The sequence below is a fragment of the Streptomyces sp. NPDC111802 genome, assembly GCF_055634335.1.
Window position 1 is genome coordinate 1 of sequence record NZ_JBVKCZ010000063.1, and the last position, 23474, is coordinate 23474.

General features: G+C 70.5%; 19 protein-coding genes and 1 rRNA gene. 11 read left to right on the forward strand and 9 right to left on the reverse strand.

Translation table 11 applies throughout. The annotated features are described in order from the left end of the window. Window positions 1–93 (forward strand): 5S ribosomal RNA (gene rrf / locus ACZ7NC_RS40315); the annotation flags it as partial. A gap of 89 nt (window positions 94–182) precedes the next feature. On the opposite strand, the gene ACZ7NC_RS40320 is transcribed toward rrf, so the two are convergent. From ACZ7NC_RS40320 to ACZ7NC_RS40340, 5 genes are read right to left on the reverse strand one after another with little or no spacing between them, the layout of a single operon-like run. Continuing rightward, window positions 183–1493, reverse strand: coding sequence for a DUF58 domain-containing protein (locus ACZ7NC_RS40320; RefSeq protein ID WP_471496368.1), 1311 nt, complete (start codon window positions 1491–1493; stop codon window positions 183–185). Beyond that, window positions 1493–2482 carry an AAA family ATPase gene (locus tag ACZ7NC_RS40325; protein WP_471496370.1) on the reverse strand — a complete coding sequence of 330 codons (990 nt, stop codon included), beginning with the start codon at window positions 2480–2482 and terminating at the stop codon, window positions 1493–1495. The genes ACZ7NC_RS40320 and ACZ7NC_RS40325 overlap by 1 nt, the downstream gene beginning before the upstream one ends. After that, on the reverse strand, window positions 2482–3687 hold the full coding sequence (locus tag ACZ7NC_RS40330; RefSeq protein ID WP_471496372.1) for a DUF4350 domain-containing protein: 1206 nt from the start codon (window positions 3685–3687) through the stop codon (window positions 2482–2484). Before ACZ7NC_RS40330 ends, ACZ7NC_RS40325 begins: the two co-directional genes overlap by 1 nt. Further along, on the reverse strand, window positions 3684–4493 hold the full coding sequence (locus ACZ7NC_RS40335; RefSeq protein WP_471496374.1) for a DUF4129 domain-containing protein: 810 nt from the start codon (window positions 4491–4493) through the stop codon (window positions 3684–3686). Before ACZ7NC_RS40335 ends, ACZ7NC_RS40330 begins: the two co-directional genes overlap by 4 nt. Before the next feature lie 4 nt (window positions 4494–4497). Further along, window positions 4498–5826, reverse strand: a complete 1329-nt coding sequence (locus tag ACZ7NC_RS40340; protein WP_471496376.1) for a DUF7847 domain-containing protein — start codon at window positions 5824–5826, stop codon at window positions 4498–4500. 140 nt (window positions 5827–5966) lie between these two features. Between ACZ7NC_RS40340 and mtnA the strand changes: the two genes are divergently transcribed. From mtnA to ACZ7NC_RS40375, 7 genes are all read left to right on the forward strand, one after another. Then, entirely contained in the window at window positions 5967–7124 is a 1158-nt protein-coding gene (gene mtnA, locus ACZ7NC_RS40345) for an S-methyl-5-thioribose-1-phosphate isomerase (protein WP_471496378.1), read from the forward strand. Window positions 7125–7279: 155 nt separating this feature from the next. Beyond that, the gene (gene mtrA, locus ACZ7NC_RS40350) at window positions 7280–7969 is read left to right on the forward strand and encodes a two-component system response regulator MtrA (protein WP_015659998.1); all 690 of its coding nucleotides are present in this window, start codon (window positions 7280–7282) and stop codon (window positions 7967–7969) included. 1 nt (window position 7970) lies between these two features. Continuing rightward, a complete protein-coding gene (gene mtrB / locus ACZ7NC_RS40355; protein WP_471496380.1) occupies window positions 7971–10049 on the forward strand; it encodes an MtrAB system histidine kinase MtrB in 2079 nt (692 codons plus the stop codon). Then, window positions 10039–11880, forward strand: a complete 1842-nt coding sequence (locus ACZ7NC_RS40360; protein WP_471496382.1) for an LpqB family beta-propeller domain-containing protein — start codon at window positions 10039–10041, stop codon at window positions 11878–11880. The genes mtrB and ACZ7NC_RS40360 overlap by 11 nt, the downstream gene beginning before the upstream one ends. A 256-nt stretch (window positions 11881–12136) precedes the next feature. Then, complete coding sequence (locus ACZ7NC_RS40365; protein WP_471496384.1) at window positions 12137–13207, forward strand: ComF family protein; 1071 nt, start codon at window positions 12137–12139, stop codon at window positions 13205–13207. A gap of 313 nt (window positions 13208–13520) precedes the next feature. Beyond that, the gene (gene hpf, locus ACZ7NC_RS40370; protein WP_471496386.1) at window positions 13521–14213 is read left to right on the forward strand and encodes a ribosome hibernation-promoting factor, HPF/YfiA family; all 693 of its coding nucleotides are present in this window, start codon (window positions 13521–13523) and stop codon (window positions 14211–14213) included. Between the two features lie 201 nt (window positions 14214–14414). Continuing rightward, window positions 14415–15161 (forward strand): response regulator, encoded by a 747-nt coding sequence (locus tag ACZ7NC_RS40375; RefSeq protein ID WP_471496388.1) that lies wholly within the window; start codon window positions 14415–14417, stop codon window positions 15159–15161. A gap of 2 nt (window positions 15162–15163) precedes the next feature. Here ACZ7NC_RS40375 and ACZ7NC_RS40380 read toward each other — a convergent pair whose 3' ends face one another. Then, entirely contained in the window at window positions 15164–16336 is a 1173-nt protein-coding gene (locus tag ACZ7NC_RS40380; protein ID WP_471496390.1) for a winged helix-turn-helix domain-containing protein, read from the reverse strand. A 62-nt stretch (window positions 16337–16398) separates the two neighbouring features. Further along, complete coding sequence (locus ACZ7NC_RS40385) at window positions 16399–16995, reverse strand: GNAT family N-acetyltransferase (RefSeq protein ID WP_471496392.1); 597 nt, start codon at window positions 16993–16995, stop codon at window positions 16399–16401. Between the two features lie 271 nt (window positions 16996–17266). Here ACZ7NC_RS40385 and secA point away from each other — a divergent pair, with 271 nt between their 5' ends. After that, window positions 17267–20116 (forward strand): preprotein translocase subunit SecA, encoded by a 2850-nt coding sequence (gene secA / locus ACZ7NC_RS40390; protein WP_471496394.1) that lies wholly within the window; start codon window positions 17267–17269, stop codon window positions 20114–20116. 117 nt (window positions 20117–20233) lie between these two features. Here secA and ACZ7NC_RS40395 read toward each other — a convergent pair whose 3' ends face one another. Further along, window positions 20234–20953: an Rv3235 family protein gene (locus ACZ7NC_RS40395; RefSeq protein WP_471496396.1), complete on the reverse strand. Its 720-nt coding sequence runs from the start codon at window positions 20951–20953 to the stop codon at window positions 20234–20236. 327 nt (window positions 20954–21280) lie between these two features. On the opposite strand from ACZ7NC_RS40395, the gene ACZ7NC_RS40400 reads away from it, so the two are divergent. Both ACZ7NC_RS40400 and ACZ7NC_RS40405 read left to right on the forward strand, forming a co-directional pair. Further along, a complete protein-coding gene (locus ACZ7NC_RS40400) occupies window positions 21281–21796 on the forward strand; it encodes a DUF6912 family protein (protein WP_471496398.1) in 516 nt (171 codons plus the stop codon). A gap of 76 nt (window positions 21797–21872) precedes the next feature. Continuing rightward, on the forward strand, window positions 21873–22538 hold the full coding sequence (locus tag ACZ7NC_RS40405; protein WP_471496400.1) for an HAD family hydrolase: 666 nt from the start codon (window positions 21873–21875) through the stop codon (window positions 22536–22538). A gap of 71 nt (window positions 22539–22609) precedes the next feature. Here ACZ7NC_RS40405 and ACZ7NC_RS40410 read toward each other — a convergent pair whose 3' ends face one another. Continuing rightward, window positions 22610–23176: a DJ-1/PfpI family protein gene (locus tag ACZ7NC_RS40410; protein ID WP_471496403.1), complete on the reverse strand. Its 567-nt coding sequence runs from the start codon at window positions 23174–23176 to the stop codon at window positions 22610–22612. Between the last annotated feature and the right edge of the window lie 298 nt (window positions 23177–23474).

Genomic DNA, 23474 nt, shown 5'->3' on the forward strand with positions numbered 1-23474 from the left:
ACGCCCGGTTACATTCCGAACCCGGAAGCTAAGCCTTACAGCGCCGATGGTACTGCAGGGGGGACCCTGTGGGAGAGTAGGACACCGCCGAACAAATTTTGAGAAAGCCCCCGACCGGGGATACCGGTTCGGGGGCTTTCTGCATTTCTGGCTCGTGTGGAATTGCGGCAGCAGTTCTTGAATTACAGGCGTCCCGCCGTCTTGAGGGCCAGATAGGCGTCCGCCAATGTCGGCGCCAGTTCTTCTGGCGTCGCGTCGACGACCGTAATGCCGCGTCGGCGGAGTTGGTCCGCCGTGCGGTGGCGTTCGCTCTGGGCCTGGGCTGCGGCGGCGGCCTCGTACACCGAGTCCGTGTTGCCGCGGGCGGTTGCCATGCGGGCGATGTGGGGGTCCGCTACTGATGCGAGCAGGACTGTGTGGCGCTGGGTGAGCTGGGAGAGGACGGGGAGCAGGCCCTCCTCGATCGGAGCCGCGTCGAGGGTGGTGAGCAGCACGATCAGGGAGTGGCGGGGGGCCGTACGGAGAGCCGTGGCCGTAAGGCCTCGGGCATCTGTTTCTAGGAGCTCGGGTTCGAGTGTGGCCATCGCGTTGACCAGGGAGGGAAGGACCTCGCCTGCTGCGCGGCCCTGGACGAGGGCGCGTACTCGGCGGTCGTAGGCGAGGAGGTCCACTCGGTCGCCGGCTCGGGAGGCGAGGGCGGCCAGGAGCAGGGCCGCGTCCATGGAGGCGTCGAGGCGTGGGGCGTCGCCGACCCGGCCTGCCGAGGTGCGGCCGGTGTCCAGGACGAGGAGGATGTGGCGGTCGCGTTCGGGGCGCCAGGTGCGTACGGCGACCGTGGACTGTCGGGCCGTAGCGCGCCAGTCGATGGAGCGGGTGTCGTCGCCGGGGACGTACTCGCGGAGGCTGTCGAATTCTGTGCCTTCGCCGCGGGTGAGGACGCTGGTGCGGCCGTCGAGTTCGCGCAGGCGGGCCAGTTTCGAGGGCAGGTGCTTGCGGCTCGTGAACGGGGGGAGGACCCGTACCGTCCAGGGGGCTCTGTGGGTGCCCTGGCGGGCGAAGAGGCCCAAGGGGCCGTAGGAGCGGATCGTCACGCGGTCGGCCTGACGGTCGCCTCGACGGGTGGGGCGTAGGCGGGTGGTCAGGCGCCGGCGTTCGCCGGCGGGGATCGTCATGTGGTGGCGTGAGGCCGCCACCTCTGTGCCGGGCTGCCAGCTGCTCGGCGGCCAGGCGTCGCGGACGTGGGCGCGCAGCGGGCGGCCGGACGGGTTGGTGATCGTGAGCGTGACGTCGGCCGCCTCGCCGAGGCGCGCGGAGGTGTCGCCGGAGCGGGTCAGACCCAGGCGGCGTACGGGTGCTGCCAGGGCGAAGTCGCAGGCGCAGGCAGCGAGCAGGGGGGCGTTGACCGCGAGGATGCCGGTCCAGCTGGGGTCCCAGATGCCTACGGGGAGGGAGCCTAGGGCCGCGAGGAGCGCGGCGCGTCCGGTGAGTGCCATCAGCGGGGGACGGGGACGTGGGCGAGGATCGCGTTGATCACGGAGTCGGCGGTGACGCCTTCCATCTCGGCCTCCGGTCGGAGTTGGACGCGGTGGCGGAGGGCGGGGAGGGCGAGGGCCTTCACGTCGTCGGGGATGACGTAGTCGCGGCCGGTCAGCCAGGCCCATGCGCGGGCCGCGGCGAGGAGGGCGGTCGCGCCGCGCGGGGAGACGCCCAGCGTGAGGGACGGCGATTCTCGGGTGGCTCGGCAGATGTCGACCACGTAGGCCGTGATCTCCGGGGAGACCGTCGTCTTGGCCACGGCCGCGCGTGCCGCCTCCAGGTCTGCGGGGCCCGCTACGGGGCGTACGCCGGCGGCGCGCAGGTCGCGGGGGTTGAAACCCTCGGCGTGGCGGGTGAGGACGTTGATCTCGTCCTGGCGGGAGGGGAGCGGGATGGTGAGCTTGAGGAGGAAACGGTCCAGCTGGGCTTCGGGGAGGGGGTAGGTGCCCTCGTACTCGACCGGGTTCTGGGTCGCGGCGACCAGGAACGGCTCGGGGAGGGGGCGGGGCGTGCCGTCGACCGTGACCTGGCGTTCCTCCATGGCCTCCAGCAGCGACGACTGGGTCTTCGGCGGGGTGCGGTTGATCTCGTCGGCGAGGAGGAGGTTGGTGAAGACCGGGCCGGGCTGGAAGGAGAACTCGGCACTGCGGGTGTCGTAGACGAGGGAGCCCGTCACGTCGCTCGGCATGAGGTCGGGGGTGAACTGGACGCGCTTGGTGTCGAGTTCGAGTGCGGAGGCCAGTGCGCGCACGAGGAGGGTCTTGGCGACGCCGGGGACACCTTCGAGGAGGACATGGCCGCGGCAGAGGAGCGCGACGACGAGGCCGGTCACGGCGGGGTCCTGGCCGACCACGGCTTTGGCGATCTCGGCGCGCAGGGCTTCCAGGGAGGCTCGGGCGGTGCCCGGATCCCCGGTGTTCCCGGCGTTGTCAGTGGTCGGGTCCATCATGGACGGCGTACCTCTCTTTCGAGGGCGTCGAGTTGGTCGGCGAGGGCGATGAGTGCTGCGTCGTCGCTGGGCGGCGGGCCGAAGAGGAGGGTGTGCAGGCTCTGTCCGTCTCCGTGGTTGTGGAGGTGGGCGGATAGAGCGGGGAGCAGGGCCTCGGGCGCGTGCGCCTGAGTGACGGGGACACCTACGAGGGGGGCCAGGCGCGTGCGGGTGGTGGAGCGAAGAGCGGCTGAGGCGCGGTCGCGGGCGGCTGCCTTGCGGTAGAGGCGGGCGCGGCCTTCGACGGTTTCGGAGGCGCGGATCGCCACGGGGAGTTTTTCGGGCACCAGGGGGCCGAGTCGGCGTGCCCGCCACAGGGCGGCCAGGGCTGCGGCGATGAAGAGCTGCAGTGTGCCCCAGAGCCAGCCCGAGGGGAGCAGGTCGAAGAAGCTGCGTTCGGCGTCCTCGTCGGCGGACGCGTCGGAGAGCGAGGGGAGGTACCAGACCAGATGGGGGCGGGAGCCGAGGAGTTGGAGGGCGAGGGAGGCGTTGCCCTGCTCGTCGAGGCGTTCGTTGTGGAGGATGTCGGGGGCGCCGAGGACGATGGTGTCGCCGTTGCCGTCCCCGGTGGTCTCCGGGACGCGCAGCAGGGTGGCCAGGCGGTCGCTGGGGTAGCACTCGTCGGCGTCGAGGTGGGTGGTGGTGTAGCGGATTCCGCCCAGGTCGGCGGTGCCCGCGCGCTGGGCGGCGGGCAGGGCGCAGTCGGGGGCGAGTTGCGAGTCGAGGCTGGTGGCGGGGTCCGCGGTGACCCCGGGGACGAGCCGCTCGACGGACCAGCTGCCGGGGGCGACAAGGACGGTACGGCCGCCGGCTCCGGCGGTCGCCGAGCGCAGCGACGACTGTTGACGGCGCGTCAGCAGGTCGGGGGCGGCGACGAGGAGGGTGGTGTCCGCGGCGGACGCGGCGCGTGCCTCGTCCAGGGTGGTGACCATGCGCGTGTCCACGCCGCGGTCGGCGAGGAGTTCGGCGACGGCCCGGCTGCCCTTGGGGTCGGCGGAGCGTGGGTCGAGGGTGCCGTGCCGGGCGTCGGAGCGGATCGTGGCGATCACGACGGCCGCCGCCAGCAGGAGCACGAGGGCGAGGGCGACGCCTCGCGCGCGGGTCCACACCTGGCGTGCGGTGGGCGAGGCCGAGGTGGTCGGGAGCGTGGCCTCGGTGGTCATTCGGCGGCTCCCTGGCGGGCGTTGTGGGCCGTGCTGGACGCACTGCTCGCGAGCTGGGGCTTGGTGTTCTCCAGGTCGCGGTCGAGTTCCTTGATGCGCTGGTACGCCTGCTGGGTCGCGGTCCGTCCGCCGTACGTGACGTCGTCGAAGTCGCCGGCGGCGGCGCGCAGTCGGTCCCTGTGGGCGGGCAGCGGGCGGCCCGCTTCGGCGGCGGCCTCGTCCGCGGTCCGGCCGGGGCGGACGTCGAGGAGTGCGCGTTCCTCCAGGGAGCGGACGATGGCGCGCATGCGTTCCTGGACGGCCTGGTTCCAGTGGCCCTGGGCGGCGTGTGCCTCGGCGGCGGCGCGGTGTTCGGCGGCGCTGCGGGGGCGGTCCTCGAACAGGGCGGCGGAGGTGGCGGGTTGGCGGCGCGGGGTGCCGAGGCGCCACCACAGGGCGCCGAGGACGGCGACGACGACCAGGATGACGACGACCAGGCCGAGCGGTCCTCCGGGCGTCACGGTCGAGGCGCTGGTGAACAGGTCCTCGACCCAGTCCCAGAAGGCGTCCAGGGCACGCTGGAACCAGCTGGGTTCGTTCTCGTGGTACATGCCCTTGGACAGCTCCCGCCTGGCCGCCTCCCGCGCGGGATCGCGGGGGATGGTCAGGGGCGGCTCGTCGTCGGAGCGTGCGAGCAACGACAGTACGGAAGTGTCGGCCGAGTGCGACAGCGCCCGTACGGGTGTGCCACTGGCGCCCAGCAGCGCGCGTACGACCGTGTCCGGCAGTGCTGACGCCGTAGTGAGAACTCCCCCCGCAAAGCTCACCGGTTCAGCTCCCCGGGGTGCCGGTGCCGTAGTTCTGGACGCCGGCTGCTCGGGCGAGTTCGAGGTCGAGGGCCTCGCGGCGGATGCGCTGGTCGATGTAGAGCAGGACGGTGACGCCGGCCGAGATCGGGAAGGTGATCATGGAGCCGATCACCGAGCCGACGCCGCTGACGATGAGGAAGGTCCAGCCGAGGTCGGTGCTGCCGTCGAGGATGTTGGTGGTGGCGTCTCCGCTGAGGGCGGCGGCGAGGAAGGTGAAGGGGATGACGACGATCGCCGCGACGATGTTCGCGATGATCGTGGCCAGCAGTTGGATGCCGAAGACGCGCCACCAGGAGCCGCGGACCAGTTTGGCGGAGCGGCTCAGGGCCTTCACGATGCCCTGCTTCTCCAGCATCAGCGCGGGCGAGGCCAGGGAGAAGCGGAACCACAGCCACAGCGCGACGATGCCGGCGGCGAGCATGCCCAGGATGGTGAGAGCCGCGCCCGCGTCGCCGGAGCCCGAGGCGGCCACGAGGATGCCGGGCAAGGCGCCGACAACGACCAGGCCGACGGTCATGAGCAGCAGCAGGAAGAGCAGGCCGAAGAGCCGCGGCACCTGAGGGCGCGCGTCGCGCCAGGCCTCGCCGGTGGTCACCGACTTGCCGAGCACCGCGCGGCTGGTGACCGTCGTCAGCAGGGCGGTCGCGATGATCGCGCCGATCATCGAGATCAGGAGGATCACGCTGGAGCTGAGCATGGCGTCGCCCATGGCGCGGGTCAGCTCGTCGAGGCTGGCGCTCGGGTCGTTGAGGGCCTCGGTGCTGGTGCGGTCGTTCAGGATGAAGCCCTGGACGAGGATGACGAGGATTTCGGTCACGATCGCGACGGTCAGGGAGATGCCGAGGACCGTGCGCCAGTAGGTGCGCATGGTGGAGACGGCGCCATCGAGGATCTCGCCGACGCCGAGCGGGCGCAGCGGGATCACACCGGGCTTCGCCGCGGGCGGAGGTCCGCCCCAGCCGCCTCCCCAACCCCCGTATCCGCCCTGAGGGCCGTAGCCCGGGTGGCCGCCGCCGTGACCGCCGGGGCCGGTGGGAGGCGGAGCGCCCCAGCCCGGGCCGGGCGGTGGGGGTGGCGGGGTCTGGCCGGGAGCCGGGGACCTCGTGGGCGCGGACCACTGGCCGGGTGGCGGCTGCTCCTTGGACCACTTCGGGCCGGGGACCTGTGGGTCCGGTCCCTGTTGCTGCTCGGGGTCGGGGCGGTCTGCGGGCTCGGCAGGAACGGTCGCGCCGGATTCCTGTCCGTCGGACGGGGCGGATCCGGGCGAGGCCCAGCCCGGAGTGTCTTTCATCGTCGCTCCTTCACGGTGCCCGTCCGCGGTCGCGGTGGCAGGTTGGCAGCCATCGTGCCATGGGGCGGTCGACTGGGTACCGGTCGCGGTGTGGGCTGCGCACCTTCAATTGTCCACCGGAGAAAGGGCAGACTGGCCACATGGCTGATCAGCACGCGCAATCCGGCGAGGACAGCAGGCCGACTGAGATCCCGGCGATTCGATGGGACGAACCACCCGAAGGTCCCGTACTGGTCCTTCTCGATCAGACGAGGCTACCGGCCGAGGAGGTCGAACTGGTCTGTACGGACGCGTCCGCGCTGGTGGAGGCGATCCATACGCTCGCGGTACGCGGGGCGCCGCTGCTCGGGATCGCGGGGGCGTACGGCGTCGCGCTCGCCGCCGTGCGTGGCTTCGACGTGGACGACGCCGCGGACTCGCTGGCGGGCGCCCGGCCCACCGCCGTGAACCTCGCCGTCGGTGTACGACGGGCCCAGTCCGCGTACCGGGCCGAGCTGGCCAGCAGCGGGGACGTCGAGCAGGCGGCCGCCGCGGCGCTGGGGGCGGCACGGGCGCTGCACGAAGAGGACGCCGAGGCCAGTGTGCGGATGGCCGAGCGGGGGCTGGCGCTGCTCGACGAGCTGTTGCCCGGCGGCGGGCACCGCATCCTCACGCACTGCAACTCCGGGGCACTGGTGTCGGGTGGGGAGGGCACGGCGTTCGCGGTGGCGCTGGCAGCGCATCGGGTCGGACGGCTGAGGCGGCTGTGGGTGGACGAGACGCGTCCGTTGCTGCAAGGGGCGCGTCTGACGGCGTACGAGGCGGCGCGCAACGGGATGGCGTACACCCTGCTCACCGACAACGCGGCGGGCTCGCTGTTCGCGGCCGGTGAGGTGGACGCGGTGCTGATCGGCGCGGATCGCATCGCTGCCGACGGCTCGGTGGCGAACAAGGTGGGGAGCTATCCGCTCGCCGTGCTCGCGCGCTATCACCATGTGCCGTTCATCGTGGTGGCGCCGCTGACGACGGTCGATCCGGATACGCCGGACGGGGCGTCCATCGAGGTCGAGCAGCGCCCCGGCTTCGAGGTGACCGAGATCGCGGCACCTCACGCGCCGACGGCGGGTGGGGAACCGGGAGGCGGGATTCCGGTGGCCCCGCTGGGGACCCAGGCGTACAACCCGGCGTTCGATGTGACGCCGCCGGAGCTGGTGACGGCGATCGTCACCGAGGAAGGGGTCGTGTCGCCGGTGACGGCCGAGGCGCTGGCCGAGCTGTATGCCGGGTCGCGGGCAGGTGACGTGGACGTTGTGAAGTAGGGCCGGAACCGGTCGGGCGGGTAGAGCGGGGCAAACCCGCCCAAAAGTCACGGTCAGTGACGGGGGCGAGGGCAGACAGTGGCGACCGCCTACGACTAAGGTCACTGGCCGGTGACCTACCTCACCTGAGCCTTCGCCACTGTTATGAGAATGGGATGATGTCGTTTATGAAGGGACGAGTCCTTGTCGTCGACGACGACACCGCACTGGCCGAGATGCTCGGCATTGTGCTGCGTGGTGAAGGTTTTGAGCCGTCTTTCGTAGCTGACGGCGACAAGGCGTTGGCCGCATTCCGGGAGACCAAGCCCGATCTGGTGCTGCTCGATCTGATGCTGCCCGGGCGGGACGGTATCGAGGTGTGCCGTCTGATCAGGGCGGAGTCCGGGGTGCCGATCGTGATGCTCACGGCGAAGAGCGACACCGTGGATGTCGTCGTGGGTCTGGAGTCCGGCGCCGACGACTACATCGTGAAGCCGTTCAAGCCGAAGGAGCTCGTCGCCCGGATCCGGGCGCGTCTGCGGAGGTCGGAGGAGCCGGCGCCCGAGCAGCTCGCCATCGGTGATCTCGTCATCGACGTGGCCGGGCACTCCGTGAAGCGGGACGGCCAGTCGATCGCCTTGACGCCGCTGGAGTTCGACCTGCTGGTCGCGCTGGCCCGTAAGCCGTGGCAGGTGTTCACGCGTGAGGTGCTCCTGGAGCAGGTGTGGGGCTACCGGCACGCGGCCGACACCCGGCTGGTCAATGTGCATGTGCAGCGGCTGCGTTCCAAGGTCGAGAAGGACCCGGAGCGGCCGGAGATCGTGGTGACCGTCCGTGGCGTCGGCTACAAGGCAGGGCCGAGCTGACATGTCCCGGGACAGTGCCGCTTCGGCGCCCGGTCGGACCGGGGCCCGGCCGGAGCGGCCTGTCGGCCGGAAGCCGGCGGGCTCCCGCTGGGGACGGTTCCTGGAGGGCGGGCTGCTTCAGGGCGGAGTCCAGGGCAGCCCGGTCCTTCGTCTCCTGCTGCGCTGGGTGCGCCGGCCGCTGCTGCCCGTCATGCGGCTGTGGCGGCGCAACATCCAGCTCAAGGTCGTCGTCACGACCCTGCTGATGTCGCTCGGCGTCGTCCTGCTGCTGGGCTTCGTGGTCATCGGGCAGGTGCGCAACGGGCTGCTGGACGCCAAGGTGAAGGCCTCGCAGAGCCAGGCCACGGGCGGGTTCGCGGCGGCCAAGCAGAGTGCCGACGAGGCCGCCGCCGGGACCGCCGACGACGGCGCGACGGCGGACGAGCGCTCCGAGCAGAACGTCATCCAGTGGATGAGCGACCTCGTCTCCTCGCTGTCCAGCGGCGGCCAGGGCGCCTTCGACGTGGTGACCCTTCCGGCCTCCGCCGGGGGTGATACCGGTGGCCGCGGCCCGCGCGCGTCCGGCGGCGTGGATCCGACGGCGAGCGTGCCCGAGGATCTGCGCGAGCGGATCGACAGCAACATGGGGGCGTTCCAGAGCTACACCCGCATCGCCTACAACCCCGCCGCCGACAAGGAGGCCCAGCCGGCCCTGGTCATCGGCAAGCAGGTCAACGACCCCAACGGCGACCCGTACCAGCTGTACTACCTCTTCCCGCTCACCCAGGAGGAGAAGTCGCTGAGCCTGGTCAAGGGGACGCTGGCCACCGCCGGGCTCTTCGTCGTCATACTTCTCGGGGCCATCGCCTGGCTCGTGGTGCGGCAGGTCGTCACGCCCGTGCGGATGGCGGCCGGGATCGCCGAGCGGTTGTCGGCCGGGCGGCTTCAGGAACGGATGAAGGTCACCGGCGAGGACGACATCGCGCGGCTCGGCGAGGCCTTCAACAAGATGGCGCAGAATCTCCAGCTGAAGATCCAGCAGCTGGAGGACCTGTCACGGATGCAGCGACGGTTCGTGTCCGATGTGTCGCACGAGCTGCGCACGCCGCTGACGACCGTGCGCATGGCGGCCGACGTCATCCATGAGGCGCGGGAGGACTTCGACCCGGTGACCGCGCGGTCGGCGGAACTGCTCGCCGACCAGCTGGACCGGTTCGAGTCGCTGCTCGCCGATCTGCTGGAGATCAGCCGTTTCGACGCGGGCGCGGCGGCGCTGGAGGCCGAGCCGATCGACCTCAGGGAAGTCGTACGCCGCGTCGTCAGCGGGGCCGAGCCGCTCGCCGAGCGCAAGGGCACGCAGATACGCGTGGTCGGCGACCAGCAGCCCGTCGTCGCCGAGGCCGACGCTCGGCGCGTGGAGCGCGTCCTGCGCAACCTCGTCGTCAACGCCGTCGAACACGGCGAGGGCAAGGACGTCGTCGTCAAGCTCGCGGCGGCGGGCGGGGCGGTCGCGGTCGCGGTGCGCGACTACGGTGTCGGGCTCAAGCCCGGCGAGGCGACCCGCGTCTTCAGCCGCTTCTGGCGGGCCGACCCGGCACGCGCGCGTACGACGGGCGGTACGGGGCTCGGGCTGTCCATCGCGCTGGAGGACGCGCGGCTGCACGGCGGCTGGCTGCAGGCGTGGGGTGAGCCGGGGGGCGGTTCGCAGTTCCGGCTGACGCTGCCGCGGACGGCGGACGAGCCGCTGCGGGGCTCGCCGATACCCCTGGAGCCCAAGGACTCGCGGCGCAATCGTGGCCTCGATGACGCCGGCCTGCCGCACGGCGGCGCGGACAAGGCCGCGACGTTGCCGGCTCAGCCCAACGGTGACCAGGTCTCCGCGATGCCGTCCAGGGACCCGATCCCGCCCCGCTCCGGAGCGACGGCGGCCCCCAAGGCCGATCCGACGGCGCTGCCCGGCAACGGCGCGCGTGTCGTCCCCCGGCCCGCATCGGGCGCGCGGCGCCAGGACGATGCGCCTGATGCGGAAGAGCCGCCGAGCGAGGAAGCCGGGCACACCGACGATTCGAGCAAGCATGGGGAGGCATCTCGTGGGCGCTGACCGCGAGGGGGGCGCCCGGCGCACGCCGGGGCGCGCGGTGGCGTACGCCGCCTGTGGCGCCGTACTGCTGGCCGGGTGCGCCTCGATGCCCGACAGCGGCGATCTGCGGGGCGTCGAGTCCACGCCGCGCCAGGACACCCAGGTGCGGGTCTTCGCCATGCCGCCGCACGAGGACGCTTCGTCGTCGGAGATCGTGTCGGGCTTCCTGGAGGCACTGACCAGCGACGATCCGGACTACGAGATAGCGCGCAAGTACCTGACGAAGCAAGCGTCGGACAACTGGCGGCCCCAGCTGTCCACGACGGTCCTCGCCGACGGTCCGGGTGCCGACGTCGACCGGGTGGGAGGCCGTGAGGAGACCGACAACCTCTCCTACACGCTGACCGGTGCCAAGGTCGCCACGGTCGACGCACAGCAGTCGTACGCGCCCGCCAGCGGGGACTACAGCGAGTCGATGCACCTCACCCGGGACAAGAAGACCAAGCAGTGGCGTATCGACGTACCGCCGCGCGGGGTCGTCATGGGCAAGTCGGACTTCCAGCGCAACTACATGTCCGTCGACAAGTACTACTTCGCCACGAGCACCACGCTCGGGAGCTCCCCGCACACGGCGGCCGTCGCCGATCCCGTCTATGTGCGCCGCAACGTGGACCCCATGACGCAGACCGTGCGCTCCCTGCTCAAGGGACCCACCAGCTGGCTCAACCCGGTGGTCAGGTCGAGCTTCCCCACGGGTACGGCGCTGAAGAAGGACGTCACCACTCTGACGCCGGACGACCAGAACCGGCTGACCGTGCCGTTGAACGACAAGGCCGCGCGGATCGGGCTGACCAAGTGCAACGAGATGGCGGCCCAGCTCCTGTTCACCCTTCAGAACCTCACCCCGACCGTCGACGAGGTCGAGCTGCGGGCAGGTGGCAGGCAGCTGTGCGCGCTGACCGAGGACGACGCGGAAGCAGTCGCCACGCGCGGGTCGGTGGAGCGCGCCAACTATCTGTACTTCCTCGACGACAAGCACCGGCTGGTACGGCTGGCCGCGGCCACCAGCGGCACGAACCCCGACCCCGTGCCGGGTGCCCTGGGCGAGGGCGACACTGAGCTGGAGTCTGTGGCGGTGTCGCGTGACGAGGCCATGGCGGCCGGGGTCGGTCTCGACGGCAGGAACCTGTACGTCGGCGCGCTGGTCTCGGGTGGTCCGCTCGGGGAGCCCGAGTTGACCAGCGCGGGCGGGACGGAGGAGACGCGGCTGTCGGCGCCCAGCTGGGACGCGCAGGGCGATCTGTGGGTGGCCGACCGCGATCCCGACAAGCCCAGGCTGCTTCTGCTGAAGGAGGGCGTGGGCGATCCGCTGGTGGTGAAGACTCCGCCCGGCCTTGAGGGGCGCGTCGAGTCCGTGCGGGTGGCCGCGGACGGTGTGCGGATCGCGCTCGTGGTGAAGGACGGCGACACGTCTTCGCTGCTCATCGGCCGGATCGAACGGGGCGAGGACGGCAAGGCCGGCGACCCCACGGCCGTCTCCGTGCATGAACTGCGTTCCGCGACGCCCGAGTTGGAGGAGGTCACGGCCATGTCGTGGGCCGGTGACAGCCGGCTCGTCGTGGTCGGGCGTGAGAAGGACGGCGTGCAGACGATGCGGTATGTGCAGGTCGACGGGTCCACGCCGGAGGGGCCGCCGCCCGCGGCCCTCAGCGGGGTGAAGGAGATCACCGCGTCCGAGGACGCGCGGCTGCCGCTGGTCGGGTACTCGGAGGACGGGATCGTACGGCTGCCGTCCGGGGCCCAGTGGCAGAAGGTGGTGACGGACGGGACGGCGCCGGTTTATCCGGGGTGAGGTTTCGTCCGGGCCGAGCCTTCGAGGTTCGGGGACGGTGAGCGGTGAGTGTGGCGGTCGCTTCCGGCCGGGGTGGGACTCCGGTGGAAGCGGCCGCTTTCTTGTGCGGCGGTATTTCGGGCGGGGCGGTATTCAGGGTCCGGAATCCGGGGCGGCCGTGGGACGGAATCGACGTCTACGCAGGGGGCCGGAGTTTTCCACAGGGAGTTATCCACAGGGGTGGCCGGTCGGGGCGGGCGTTGGCACAGTGGTGGGCATGCGGGGGTGGTGGCAGGACCTCACCGATCTGGTGCTGCCGGCCGAGTGCGGAGGCTGCGGAAGGCCTCGTACGGTGCTCTGCCCGGAGTGCCGTGCCGTCCTGAGCGGGACCGCACCGAGCCGGGTGCGACCGGTGCCGGAGCCGCCCGGGCTGCCGGTGGTGCACGCGGCGGCCCGGTACGCGGACGAGGTGCGGGCCATGCTCCTGGCCCACAAGGAACGCGGCGCGCTGGCACTCGCGGCGCCGCTCGGAGCGGCCCTGGCGGGGGCTGTGCGGGCGGGACTGCGGGAGGCCGGTGCGCTGCTTCCGGGGGCCGGTGCGCGGGACCGTGGGGCGTCCGGGCGGGCTGTGGCGTCCCGGGGCTCTCGGCTGCGGGCTGACGGGGCGGGGCGGTTCGGGGGCGCCGTTTCGTCGGTGCTGCTCGTACCGGTTCCGTCCGCGTCTGCGGCGGTTCGGGCGCGCGGACATGATCCGGCGCGGCGGATCGCGCTCGCGGCCGCTGGTGAGCTGCGGCGGGCCGGGACGCCGGCGCGTGTGCTCGCCGTACTGCGGCAGCGGCGTGCGGTGGCCGATCAGTCGGGGCTCAACTCCCGGCAGCGGATGGACAATCTCGCGGGCGCGCTGACGGTGGCTCCCGGGGGAGGCCGGTTGCTCGCCGGTGGCGGTCCGGTCGTGCTGGTCGACGACTTGATGACCACGGGGGCGTCCTTGGCGGAGGCGACGCGGGCCTTGTGGGCGGCATTGACGGAAGCGGATCGGGCCGAGTTGGCCGAGTTGGCCGAGTTGGCCGAGTCGAAGCGAGCGAGCGTATTCGGCGGAACGGTCGGGGAGGTGGACGCGTATAGATGGTGGACCGCGGGGCCGGATGAGTGCGGTGACGGGACAACAGCTGTGTACCGGACGGGAAGTCGGGAAAGCACAGGGGAACGGAACGCTGGATCGATGGAGGGTGCTGTGCGGCGGACGCGTGAGATGCCGGGAATCATGGGCCCCGGACGGTCCCGTGCCCCGATCTGCGCGGCTGTGGTCGCGGCGTCTCCGGATTCTTTCGAAATAAACCGGAACTGACTGCGAACTTGCATCGTTGCAGGTAACGAGAGGATCAATTCACCTGAACGGAGGTACGCCGCAGTAGAGGGTGACGACATCCGTCCGGGCGAGATATGTTCGGTTGTGAGGGAAAGGCCAGGCCATCCCCGTCATATCCGAATGCCGTGCCGTGGGTTTCGAGCAATCACCCGCGGCCATGGGGTGGAGATCTTGCCCATGGGGGAGGAGGAGGTGGAAGTCGCCGAGTCCGAGGTTCCGGGGTCACCGGAGCCTGGTGCAAAAGGGAGATGCTCCGCCGATGGAGCGGAGTGATCCGGGAACGGAGTTCTGCGTGGACATCGTCGTCAAAGGCCGCAAGACCGAGGTGCCCGAGCGGTTCCGCAAGCACGTGGCCGAGAAGCTGAAGCTGGAGAAGATCCAGAGGCTCGATGCCAAGGTGATCAGCCTCGACGTCGAGGTGTCCAAGGAGCCCAACCCGCGACAGGCCGACCGCAGTGATCGAGTGGAGATCACGCTCCGCTCCCGCGGACCGGTGATCCGGGCGGAGGCAGCGGCCAGCGATCCGTACGCGGCACTCGATCTGGCTGCGGAGAAGCTGGATGCCCGGCTGCGTAAGCAGCACGACAAGCGTTACTCGCGCCGAGGCGCACGCCGACTCACGGCGGCCGAGGTCCCCGACCACGTTCCGGGCGCGGCGACGCTCAACGGCAACGGCCACACCTTCCAGGAAGAAGAGCCGGACGGAGTTCCCACCAAGAAGATCGGCTCGCTGGAAGTTAAGGGCGAAGGGCCCCTCGTCGTACGCGAGAAGACGCACGTCGCCTCCCCGATGACCCTCGACCAGGCCCTCTACGAGATGGAGCTGGTCGGGCACGACTTCTACCTCTTCGTCGATTCCGAGACGAAGGAACCGAGCGTCGTCTACCGACGGCACGCCTATGACTACGGGGTCATCCACCTCAACACGGACCCGATGGTCACCCAGGGGCATTCTCCCGCGGCAGGTGGCACGCTGGGCGGCTGAACGACCCGGCTGACAGCTGAGCCGGTGCCCCTGGAGCGCGTGTGCGCCCCCAGGGGCATCGGTGTGCGACCACTTCGCGCCCCGCTTGTCACCGGAGTGTCGGCCGGGCATGGAATCATGGCCGCACCGGCCCAACCGTTGGGCCGCTGCCTTGGGTTGGCGATGGCACGCGACCAGCCACAGCCTTCAGGGGGAGGAACGATGGCGGACAGCTTCGGACCGATGCGGGACGAAGGTGCCGACGGCGATGTCGTCGGCATGGGCCCGGACGCGAGCGCTCCACGCAAGGAGCCGATCAGAGTCCTCGTCGTGGACGACCACGCCCTGTTCCGCCGTGGACTGGAGATCGTGCTCGCTGCCGAGGAGGACATCCAGGTCGTCGGAGAGGCGGGAGACGGCGCGGAAGCCGTCGACAAAGCCGCTGACCTGCTGCCGGACATCATCCTGATGGATGTGCGGATGCCCAAGCGGGGCGGGATCGAGGCCTGCACCTCCATCAAGGAGGTGGCCCCCAGCGCGAAGATCATCATGCTGACGATCAGCGACGAGGAGGCCGACCTCTACGACGCGATCAAGGCGGGCGCGACCGGCTATCTCCTCAAGGAGATCTCCACGGACGAGGTCGCCACGGCGATTCGCGCGGTGGCCGACGGTCAGTCGCAGATCAGCCCGTCCATGGCGTCGAAGCTGCTCACCGAGTTCAAGTCGATGATCCAGCGCACGGACGAGCGCCGACTCGTGCCCGCGCCGCGGCTCACGGACCGTGAGCTGGAGGTCCTCAAGCTCGTCGCCACGGGGATGAACAACCGCGATATCGCCAAGGAGTTGTTCATCTCCGAGAACACCGTGAAGAACCACGTGCGCAACATCCTGGAGAAGCTTCAGCTGCACTCCAGGATGGAGGCCGTGGTGTACGCGATGCGGGAGAAGATCCTCGAGATCCGCTGAGGTCACCCCACCAGACGGACGAGCTCCTCGGCGAGCGGCTCGCGCAGGGCGGGTGCGTCGACCCGCTCCACCCGTACGTCCGTGCAGCCCACCCAGCTCGCCGCCTCGACCAGCGCCTGGGCCACCGCCGGGACCGCCTTCGGGCCGTCCAGAGTGACCTGCTTGGCGACCAGGGTGCTGCCCTCGCGGGCCGGGTCCACGCGGCCGACGAGGTGGCCGCCGGCCAGGACCGGCATCGCGAAATAGCCGTAGATCCGCTTCTGCTTCGGTACGTACGCCTCCAGACGGTGGGTGAAGCCGAAGATCCGCTCCGTGCGCGCCCGTTCCCAGATCAGGGAGTCGAACGGGGACAGCAGCGTCGTACGGTGGCGGCCGCGCGGCGGCGTCCGAAGGGCCTCCGGATCGGCCCAGGCCGGCTTGCCCCAGCCCTCGACCGTGACCGGGACCAGACCCGAGTCGGCGATCACCGCGTCGACCTGCTCGCCCTTGAGGCGGTGGTAGTCGGCGATGTCCGCGCGCGTGCCGACGCCCAGGGACTGGCCGGCCAGGCGGACCAGGCGGCGCAGGCACTCGGCGTCGTCCAGCTCGTCGTGCAGCAAGGCCTGCGGAACGGCGCGCTCGGCGAGGTCGTAGACGCGCTTCCAGCCGCGGCGCTCGACGCAGACCACCTCGCCGTACATCAGGGCCCGCTCGACGGCGACCTTCGTGCCCGACCAGTCCCACCACTCGCTCGTCCTCTTCGCGCCGCCCAGCTCGGTCGCGGTGAGGGGGCCTTCGGCGCGGAGCTGCTTGATCACCTGGTCGTAGGTGCCGTCGGGCAGTTCGTGGTTCCAGTGCGGGCGGCTGCGGTAGGCGCGGCGGCGGAAGGCGAAGTGGGGCCACTCCTCGACGGGCAGGATGCAGGCCGCGTGCGACCAGTACTCGAAGGCATGGGTGTCGGTCCAGTAGGCCTTCTCGACCGTCTTGCGGCCCACCGCGCCCAGGCGGGCGTACGGGATCAGCTCGTGGGAGCGGGCCAGGACCGAGATGGTGTCGAGCTGCACCGCGCCGAGGTGACGGAGGATGCCGCGGACGCCGGACCTGCGGTCGGGCGCGCCGACGAAACCCTGCGCGCGCAGCGCGATGCGGCGGGCCTCGTCGGCCGAGAGGTCGTTGATGGGGCGCGGGGTGGTCATGCTCGGCACCTTAGGCGCTGGCACTGACAACGCGGGGTGAGCTGGGGATTCGTCCGTAATGGTTACCGGCGCGGCGGCTGGACGGGCTCGTTCCTGGCCGGCAGGTACGGCGCCGTCGACGGCAGCGCGAGGTCCGACGGGAGCAGGGACCCCACCCAGCAGTCCCGGCGCACGCCCTGGTGGACGATGGCGGAGCGGAGGGTTCCCTCCAGCGAGAAACCGGCTCGCTCGGCCACCGCGCGGGAGGGCCGGTTGCCGACCTCGGCGCGCCATTCCACGCGGTCGATCGACAGTTGGACGAAAGCCCAGCGGGACGCGGCGAGGGCGGCCTCGGTGATGTAGCCGTTGCCGCGGTGCTCCTTGGTGCCCCAGAAGCCGATCTCCGCCTCGCTCATCGAACGCATCGTGAGGCCGAGCATGCCCGCCAGGTCCTCCCCTTCGGAGAGGAACAGCCCCCAGGTGAACATCGAGCCGTTCTTCCAGCCCTCCGGGACGAGTTGGTCCGTGAAGTTGTCCGCGTGCTCGCGCAGATAGGGCGAGGGGATCGTGGTCCAGCGCTGGATGTCGGGGTCCTGGGCGGCCTCGTACACGGCATCGGTGTCCTTCGGGCCGACCGTGCGCATCAGGAGGCGGTCGGTGGTGAGCGTGACGGGTTCCATCGGCCGATTCTCCTCGCGGGTCGGTGACAAGCGCCAACGTTTATGCGGTGAGTGAGCGCACGATCGCATTTCGCACAATTCATGGGCGCAACGCGGCACCATCGGCGGCCCCCGTCCGTTGTCCCCTTTGACGGAGATTTGAAGCAGTGGACGCTCGGCGCCCCCGGCAGGCTCCCGGCGCGGCGGGGTCCTCGCATACGATGGCCGTTGCTCAGCCAAGTCAAATGGAAACCGACCGTCCCAGGCCCGACCGGCAAGGAGACCAACCCCCGTGTCCGTCCTCTCGAAGATCATGCGTGCAGGCGAAGGCAAGATCCTGCGCAAGCTGCACCGCATCGCGGACCAGGTCAACTCCATCGAAGAGGACTTCGTCGACCTCTCCGACGCCGAGCTGCGGGCCCTCACCGATGAGTACAAGCAGCGCTACGCCGATGGTGAGAGCCTGGACGACCTGCTGCCCGAGGCCTTCGCCACCGTTCGCGAGGCCGCCAAGCGCGTCCTCGGACAGCGTCACTACGACGTCCAGATCATGGGCGGCGCGGCCCTCCACCTCGGCTACGTGGCCGAGATGAAGACCGGTGAGGGCAAGACGCTCGTCGGCACGCTGCCCGCGTATCTGAACGCGCTGTCGGGCAAGGGCGTGCACCTGATCACGGTCAACGACTATCTGGCCGAGCGCGACTCCGAGATGATGGGCCGCGTCCACAAGTTCCTGGGCCTGAACGTCGGCTGCATCCTCGCCAACATGACACCGGCCCAGCGCCGCGAGCAGTACGCGTGCGACATCACGTACGGCACGAACAACGAGTTCGGCTTCGACTACCTGCGCGACAACATGGCGTGGTCCCAGGACGAACTCGTCCAGCGCGGCCACAACTTCGCCATCGTCGACGAGGTCGACTCCATCCTCGTCGACGAGGCCCGTACGCCGCTGATCATCTCAGGCCCCGCCGACCAGGCCACCAAGTGGTACGGCGACTTCGCCAAGCTGGTCACCCGCCTGAAGAAGGGCGAGGCCGGCAACCCGCTCAAGGGCCTGGAAGAGACCGGCGACTACGACGTCGACGAGAAGAAGCGCACGGTCGCCATCCACGAGTCCGGTGTCGCCAAGGTCGAGGACTGGCTGGGCATCGACAACCTCTACGAGTCGGTGAACACGCCTCTGGTGGGCTACCTGAACAACGCCATCAAGGCGAAGGAGCTCTTCAAGAAGGACAAGGACTACGTCGTCATCGACGGCGAGGTCATGATCGTCGACGAGCACACCGGCCGTATCCTCGCCGGCCGCCGTTACAACGAGGGCATGCACCAGGCGATCGAGGCGAAGGAAGGGGTGGACATCAAGGACGAGAACCAGACCCTCGCCACGATCACCCTCCAGAACTTCTTCCGCCTGTACAAGCGCCACGACCAGGAGGGCAAGGAACAGCCCGGCCTGTCCGGCATGACGGGTACGGCGATGACCGAGGCCGCCGAGTTCCACCAGATCTACAAGCTCGGCGTGGTCCCGATCCCGACGAACCGGCCGATGGTCCGCAAGGACCAGTCGGACCTGATCTACCGCACCGAGGTCGCGAAGTTCGAGGCGGTCGTCGACGACATCGTCGAGAAGCACGAGCGGGGCCAGCCGATCCTCGTCGGTACGACGTCGGTCGAGAAGTCCGAGTACCTGTCGCAGCAGCTGTCCAAGCGCGGCGTCCAGCACGAGGTGCTGAACGCCAAGCAGCACGACCGTGAGGCGATCATCGTCGCCCAGGCCGGCCGCAAGGGCGCCGTCACCGTCGCCACCAACATGGCCGGCCGCGGTACCGACATCAAGCTCGGCGGCAACCCCGAGGACCTCGCCGAGGCGGAGCTGCGCCAGCGCGGTCTCGACCCCGAGGAGCACATCGAGGAGTGGGCCGCGGCGCTGCCCGCCGCTCTGGAGCGGGCCGAGAAGGCGGTGCGCTCCGAGTTCGAGGAGGTCAAGGAGCTCGGCGGGCTCTACGTCCTCGGTACCGAGCGACACGAGTCGCGGCGTATCGACAACCAGCTGCGCGGTCGTTCGGGCCGTCAGGGCGACCCGGGTGAGTCCCGCTTCTACCTCTCCCTCGGCGACGACCTGATGCGTCTGTTCAAGGCCCAGATGGTCGAGCGCGTGATGTCGATGGCGAACGTCCCGGACGACGTGCCGATCGAGAACAAGATGGTCACGCGCGCGATCGCGTCCGCCCAGTCGCAAGTCGAGCAGCAGAACTTCGAGACCCGTAAGAACGTTCTGAAGTACGACGAGGTCCTCAACCGCCAGCGCGAGGTCATCTACGGCGAGCGCCGCCGCGTCCTGAAGGGCGAGGACCTGCACGAGCAGGTGCAGCACTTCATGGACGACACGATCGACGCGTACATCGGCGCGGAGACCGCCGAAGGCTTCGCCGAGGAGTGGGACCTGGACCGGCTGTGGGGCGCCTTCAAGCAGCTCTACCCGGTGAAGGTCACCGTCGAGGAGCTGGAGGAGGCGGCCGGCGACCGGGCCGGTCTGACCGCCGAGTTCATCGCGGAGTCCATCAAGGACGACATCCACGAGCAGTACGCCGCGCGCGAGGCGCAGCTCGGCTCCGAGATCATGCGTGAGCTGGAGCGCCGGGTCGTGCTGTCGGTCCTGGACCGCAAGTGGCGCGAGCACCTCTACGAGATGGACTACCTCCAGGAGGGCATCGGCCTGCGCGCGATGGCGCAGAAGGACCCGCTGGTCGAGTACCAGCGCGAGGGCTTCGACATGTTCACCGCGATGATGGAGGGCATCAAGGAGGAGTCCGTCGGCTATCTGTTCAACCTGGAGGTCCAGGTCGAGCAGCAGGTCGAGGAGGTCCCGGTCGAGGACACCAAGCCGGTGGCCGACCTGGAGAAGAAGGACGCGGTGCCGGCGCAGGCGGGTGCGCGTCCCGAAATCCGTGCCAAGGGTCTCGATGCCCCGCGCCGCCCGGACCGGCTGCACTACACCGCGCCCAAGGTCGACGGCGAGGGCGACATCGTCGAGGGCGACTTCGACAACGGCGACGAGCCGGTGCGTTCGGAGGCCGACGGCCTCACGCGCGCGGAGCGCCGCAAGCAGGCGCGTGGCGGGCGGCGTCGTAAGAAGTAGCGCCGGGTGAGCGCCCTGGTGCCGTCGAGAAGACGGTGACGGCGCCATAGCGGCTGGAAAGGGCCGGGTCTCCTCTGGAGCCCGGCCCTTCGCCATTGCGGGCGCCCTGCGGCGGTGTCAGTCGTCGTGCGGGCGTGGCCTGCGCGGGCCGCCCAGTTCAACGGCCGTGCAGCGCCAGCGGAGGTCGCCGCCCTGTTCCAGGCGGAAGGCCATGGCCCGCAACTGGTCGCCGGCGCCGATGCGGGCGAACGCTTCGATGGCGCCGGGACGGGGTTCGAAGTAGCCGATGTCGCGGACGACGGGGCGGGTGCCGTGAGTGCGCAGGGGGCCGCGTTCGGCGAGCCAGGCGAGTTCGTCATAGGCGCGGCCCGCGGTGTGGCGGAGCATCGAGTGGACGGGGCGCTGGCCGCTCAGCACCAGGAGCAGTCGGTCGGCGAAGACGTCGGTGGGGCGGGGGTGGGGGATCGCCGGCCGGGGGAGGGCGGGCTCGCTCGGTGCGATCGGCAGGCTGCTCGGGGTGGAGGGGCGGCCCGGCGTCGGAGGGGTGCCGTCTGCGCCCACCCGTACGGCCCTGGCGGCACGGGTGCCCGCAGGACGGGTGGATACGGCTGCCCGCGCTTCGGCGGGGGCGGTCGTCGGGCGGGTGTCCGTGGGCCTGGTCCGGGGGCGGGTTGCCGTTGCGCTCGGGGAGCCGGGTGGGCGGTCGTCGGGGGATGTCGTACGGGATACGCCGCCGCTCGGTGTGCGGGGCGGGGAGCCGGCGTGGCGACGGGAGTCGCGGCGGGTCGGTGGGCGGGTGCCGGGGCGGTGCTGTGCCCTGGTCATGACCTTGTTCATGGGGTCCCCGTTCGGCGGGCCCGGGAGATACCGGGCGGTAACTTAGTGGTCGGTGATCTTGTACGGGGTCGCGGGGCCCGGCGGCAAGGAACCGGAGGCTCGGGGAAGGCGGCGGGGAACTTCACTTATCTGGGTGATCGCAGGGCGCGGAGGGCCCGGACGGCAAGGGCGATCAGGGTGAGTTTCCGTACCGGAGTGGACGCTGCGGGAGGTGGCGGCGGGGACTCGAAAGGGGACGCCCGCACGTATCCTGAAGGCCCTGCGGGAGGTGCGGGAGCGCCCCCTCCGGGTACTTGCGGAGCCTTACGAACACGAAAGCGGTCAGCCATGCGCGTCTACGTCCCCCTGACCCTCCCCGGTCTCGCCGAGGCGTACAAGACGGGTGAGCTGGGCGGGGGACCGCTCGTCGCGTACGCAGTCACGCCTGCCTTGCGCGAGTGGTATCTCTCCGACGACATCGAGGAGTTGGAGTACGCGGCGCTGAACCGGGCCGCGCTGGCCTCACTGCGGCTGCTGGCGGCGGACTCCGGCGCGCCGCGGCGCCGGGTCGTGGTCGCCGTGGACGTGCCCGACGGGGCGGCCGTAGCCGACCCCGACCGCGGGCTGGACCCCGTGGCGCTGGGCGAGGTGCGGATCGCCGGGGCCGTCCCGCTGGCCAAGGCGGCGGCCGTCCATGTCGACGCGGGCGAGGCGGAGACGGACGTGGCGGCGGCCGCACAGGCCCTTGAGGCGGCGGACGGCGGGGACGACGACGCGCAGTTCGTCGTGGACGGGGCCGAGGACCATGAGCTGCTGTGGTACGCCACGCAGGAGATCCCGAATCTGGTGGGACTGGGGGACTGACCCCGAAGCCTTGTCTCCCACACCCGCTGACCTGCCGTTCTCATGATTGTCAGTGGTGGCGGGTACGGTTTTCGGCATGGGGAAGCTGGTAGGGGCGCACATCGTCTGGGACTGGAACGGAACGCTGTTCCACGACAATGACGCGATCATCGGGGCGACGAACGCCGCGTTCGCCGAGCTGGGGCTCGATCCGATCACGATGGAGCAGTACCGGTCGCTGTACTGCGTGCCGGTGCCGAAGTTCTACGAGCGGCTGCTGGGGCGGCTGCCGACGGACGCCGAGTGGGAGGTCATGGACGAGACCTTCCACCGGTACTACACCGAGCACCGGGTGAGGTGCGGGCTCACCGAAGGCGTCGCGGAGCTGCTCGTGCGGTGGCGGTCGGCGGGGCGCAGCCAGTCGATCCTGAGCATGTACGGGCATGACGAACTGGTTCCGCTGGTGCGGGGGTTCGGGATCGAGGAGCACTTCATACGGGTCGACGGGCGGACCGGGCCGTCCGGGGGCAGCAAGGCCGAGCACATGGTGCGGCACATCGAGGCGCTCGTGAGTGTGGATCCCGCTCGTACGGTGGTGATCGGGGACGCAGCCGATGACGCGGTGGCGGCGTTGCATGTGGGGGCGCGGGCCGTGCTCTACACCGGGGGGTCGCACAGCCGGGCGAGTCTTGAGGCGGTGGGGGTGCCGGTGGTGGACACGCTCGGGGAAGCGGTCGAGGAGGCGGAGCGGTTGGGGGCTTGACCGGTCGGCCGCGTGCGCGGGGATCCTGGGCGGGCAGGTGCCCAACCGCTCCGCCTCGTGGTCCGCTGCCCTCAGGTCACCGGTGCCTTCGCGCGCAGAACGGTCAGGAACTCCCTCATCCACGCCGAGTGATCGGGCCAGGCGCGGGACGAGACCAGGGTGCCGTCGACGACCGCCTCGGCGTCCTGGAAGGTGGCGCCGGCGGCCTGCATGTCCAGCTCCAGGGCGGGGTATGCCGTGACGCGGCGGCCGCTGAGGCCGTCGATCGCGGCGGTGATCAGGGGGCCGTGGCAGATCTGGGCGACCGGCTTGTCGGAGTCGAAGAACGACTTGAGGATCTTGCGGAGTTCGGGGTCGTTGCGGAGGTACTCCGGGGCGCGGCCGCCGGGGATGACGACGGCGGCGTAGTCACCGGGGTCGACATCGGAGAAGGCGAGGTCGGCGGGCCAGGTGTAGCCGGGCTTCTCGGTGTAGGTGTCGAAGCCGGGTTCGAAGTCGTGGACGACGAACTGGAGCTTCTTGCGGGTGGGGGCCGCGATATGGACGTCGTAGCCCTCTTCGCGGAGGCGCTGGTAGGGGTAGAGGACTTCCAGGGACTCCGCGGCGTCGCCGGTGACGATGAGGATCTTCGCTGTCATGTCGAGTGCGCTCCTCTGGTGGGCCGTGGTCTGCGGCTCCGTCGGGCTGACCGGTCTATGGGCACCGTGCCTCGCGGTGGGCGGATTGCCAAGGGGCCGCGCGGTATGGCAAGGGGCCGCGCGGTATGGGGGCACCGCCCACCACCCCTCACCCCGGGCATCACCACCGACCACGGCAGACGACTGTTTTCGGACACGGCTCGCCTCCGGATGGCCTGTGTTCGGCCCCGCCCTCACCCGTTCTCACCCGTCCTCATCGGTGCAGGCGCCACCCCGGCCCGGCACCCCAGCCCCCTCC

What these genes read in the sequence shown, in the direction of transcription:
- ACZ7NC_RS40410 (WP_471496403.1), bottom strand. Translation starts at nt 23,176, where the DNA reads ATGACAGCGAAGATCCTCATCGTCACCGGCGACGCCGCGGAGTCCCTG.
- ACZ7NC_RS40400 (WP_471496398.1), top strand. Translation starts at nt 21,281, where the DNA reads ATGCGCGTCTACGTCCCCCTGACCCTCCCCGGTCTCGCCGAGGCGTAC.
- ACZ7NC_RS40340 (WP_471496376.1), bottom strand. Translation starts at nt 5,826, where the DNA reads ATGAAAGACACTCCGGGCTGGGCCTCGCCCGGATCCGCCCCGTCCGAC.
- mtnA (WP_471496378.1), top strand. Translation starts at nt 5,967, where the DNA reads ATGGCTGATCAGCACGCGCAATCCGGCGAGGACAGCAGGCCGACTGAG.
- ACZ7NC_RS40405 (WP_471496400.1), top strand. Translation starts at nt 21,873, where the DNA reads ATGGGGAAGCTGGTAGGGGCGCACATCGTCTGGGACTGGAACGGAACG.
- mtrA (WP_015659998.1), top strand. Translation starts at nt 7,280, where the DNA reads ATGATGTCGTTTATGAAGGGACGAGTCCTTGTCGTCGACGACGACACC.
- ACZ7NC_RS40325 (WP_471496370.1), bottom strand. Translation starts at nt 2,482, where the DNA reads ATGGACCCGACCACTGACAACGCCGGGAACACCGGGGATCCGGGCACC.
- ACZ7NC_RS40395 (WP_471496396.1), bottom strand. Translation starts at nt 20,953, where the DNA reads ATGAACAAGGTCATGACCAGGGCACAGCACCGCCCCGGCACCCGCCCA.
- ACZ7NC_RS40365 (WP_471496384.1), top strand. Translation starts at nt 12,137, where the DNA reads ATGCGGGGGTGGTGGCAGGACCTCACCGATCTGGTGCTGCCGGCCGAG.
- ACZ7NC_RS40330 (WP_471496372.1), bottom strand. Translation starts at nt 3,687, where the DNA reads ATGACCACCGAGGCCACGCTCCCGACCACCTCGGCCTCGCCCACCGCA.
- mtrB (WP_471496380.1), top strand. Translation starts at nt 7,971, where the DNA reads ATGTCCCGGGACAGTGCCGCTTCGGCGCCCGGTCGGACCGGGGCCCGG.
- ACZ7NC_RS40385 (WP_471496392.1), bottom strand. Translation starts at nt 16,995, where the DNA reads ATGGAACCCGTCACGCTCACCACCGACCGCCTCCTGATGCGCACGGTC.
- ACZ7NC_RS40375 (WP_471496388.1), top strand. Translation starts at nt 14,415, where the DNA reads ATGGCGGACAGCTTCGGACCGATGCGGGACGAAGGTGCCGACGGCGAT.
- ACZ7NC_RS40320 (WP_471496368.1), bottom strand. Translation starts at nt 1,493, where the DNA reads ATGGCACTCACCGGACGCGCCGCGCTCCTCGCGGCCCTAGGCTCCCTC.
- ACZ7NC_RS40380 (WP_471496390.1), bottom strand. Translation starts at nt 16,336, where the DNA reads ATGACCACCCCGCGCCCCATCAACGACCTCTCGGCCGACGAGGCCCGC.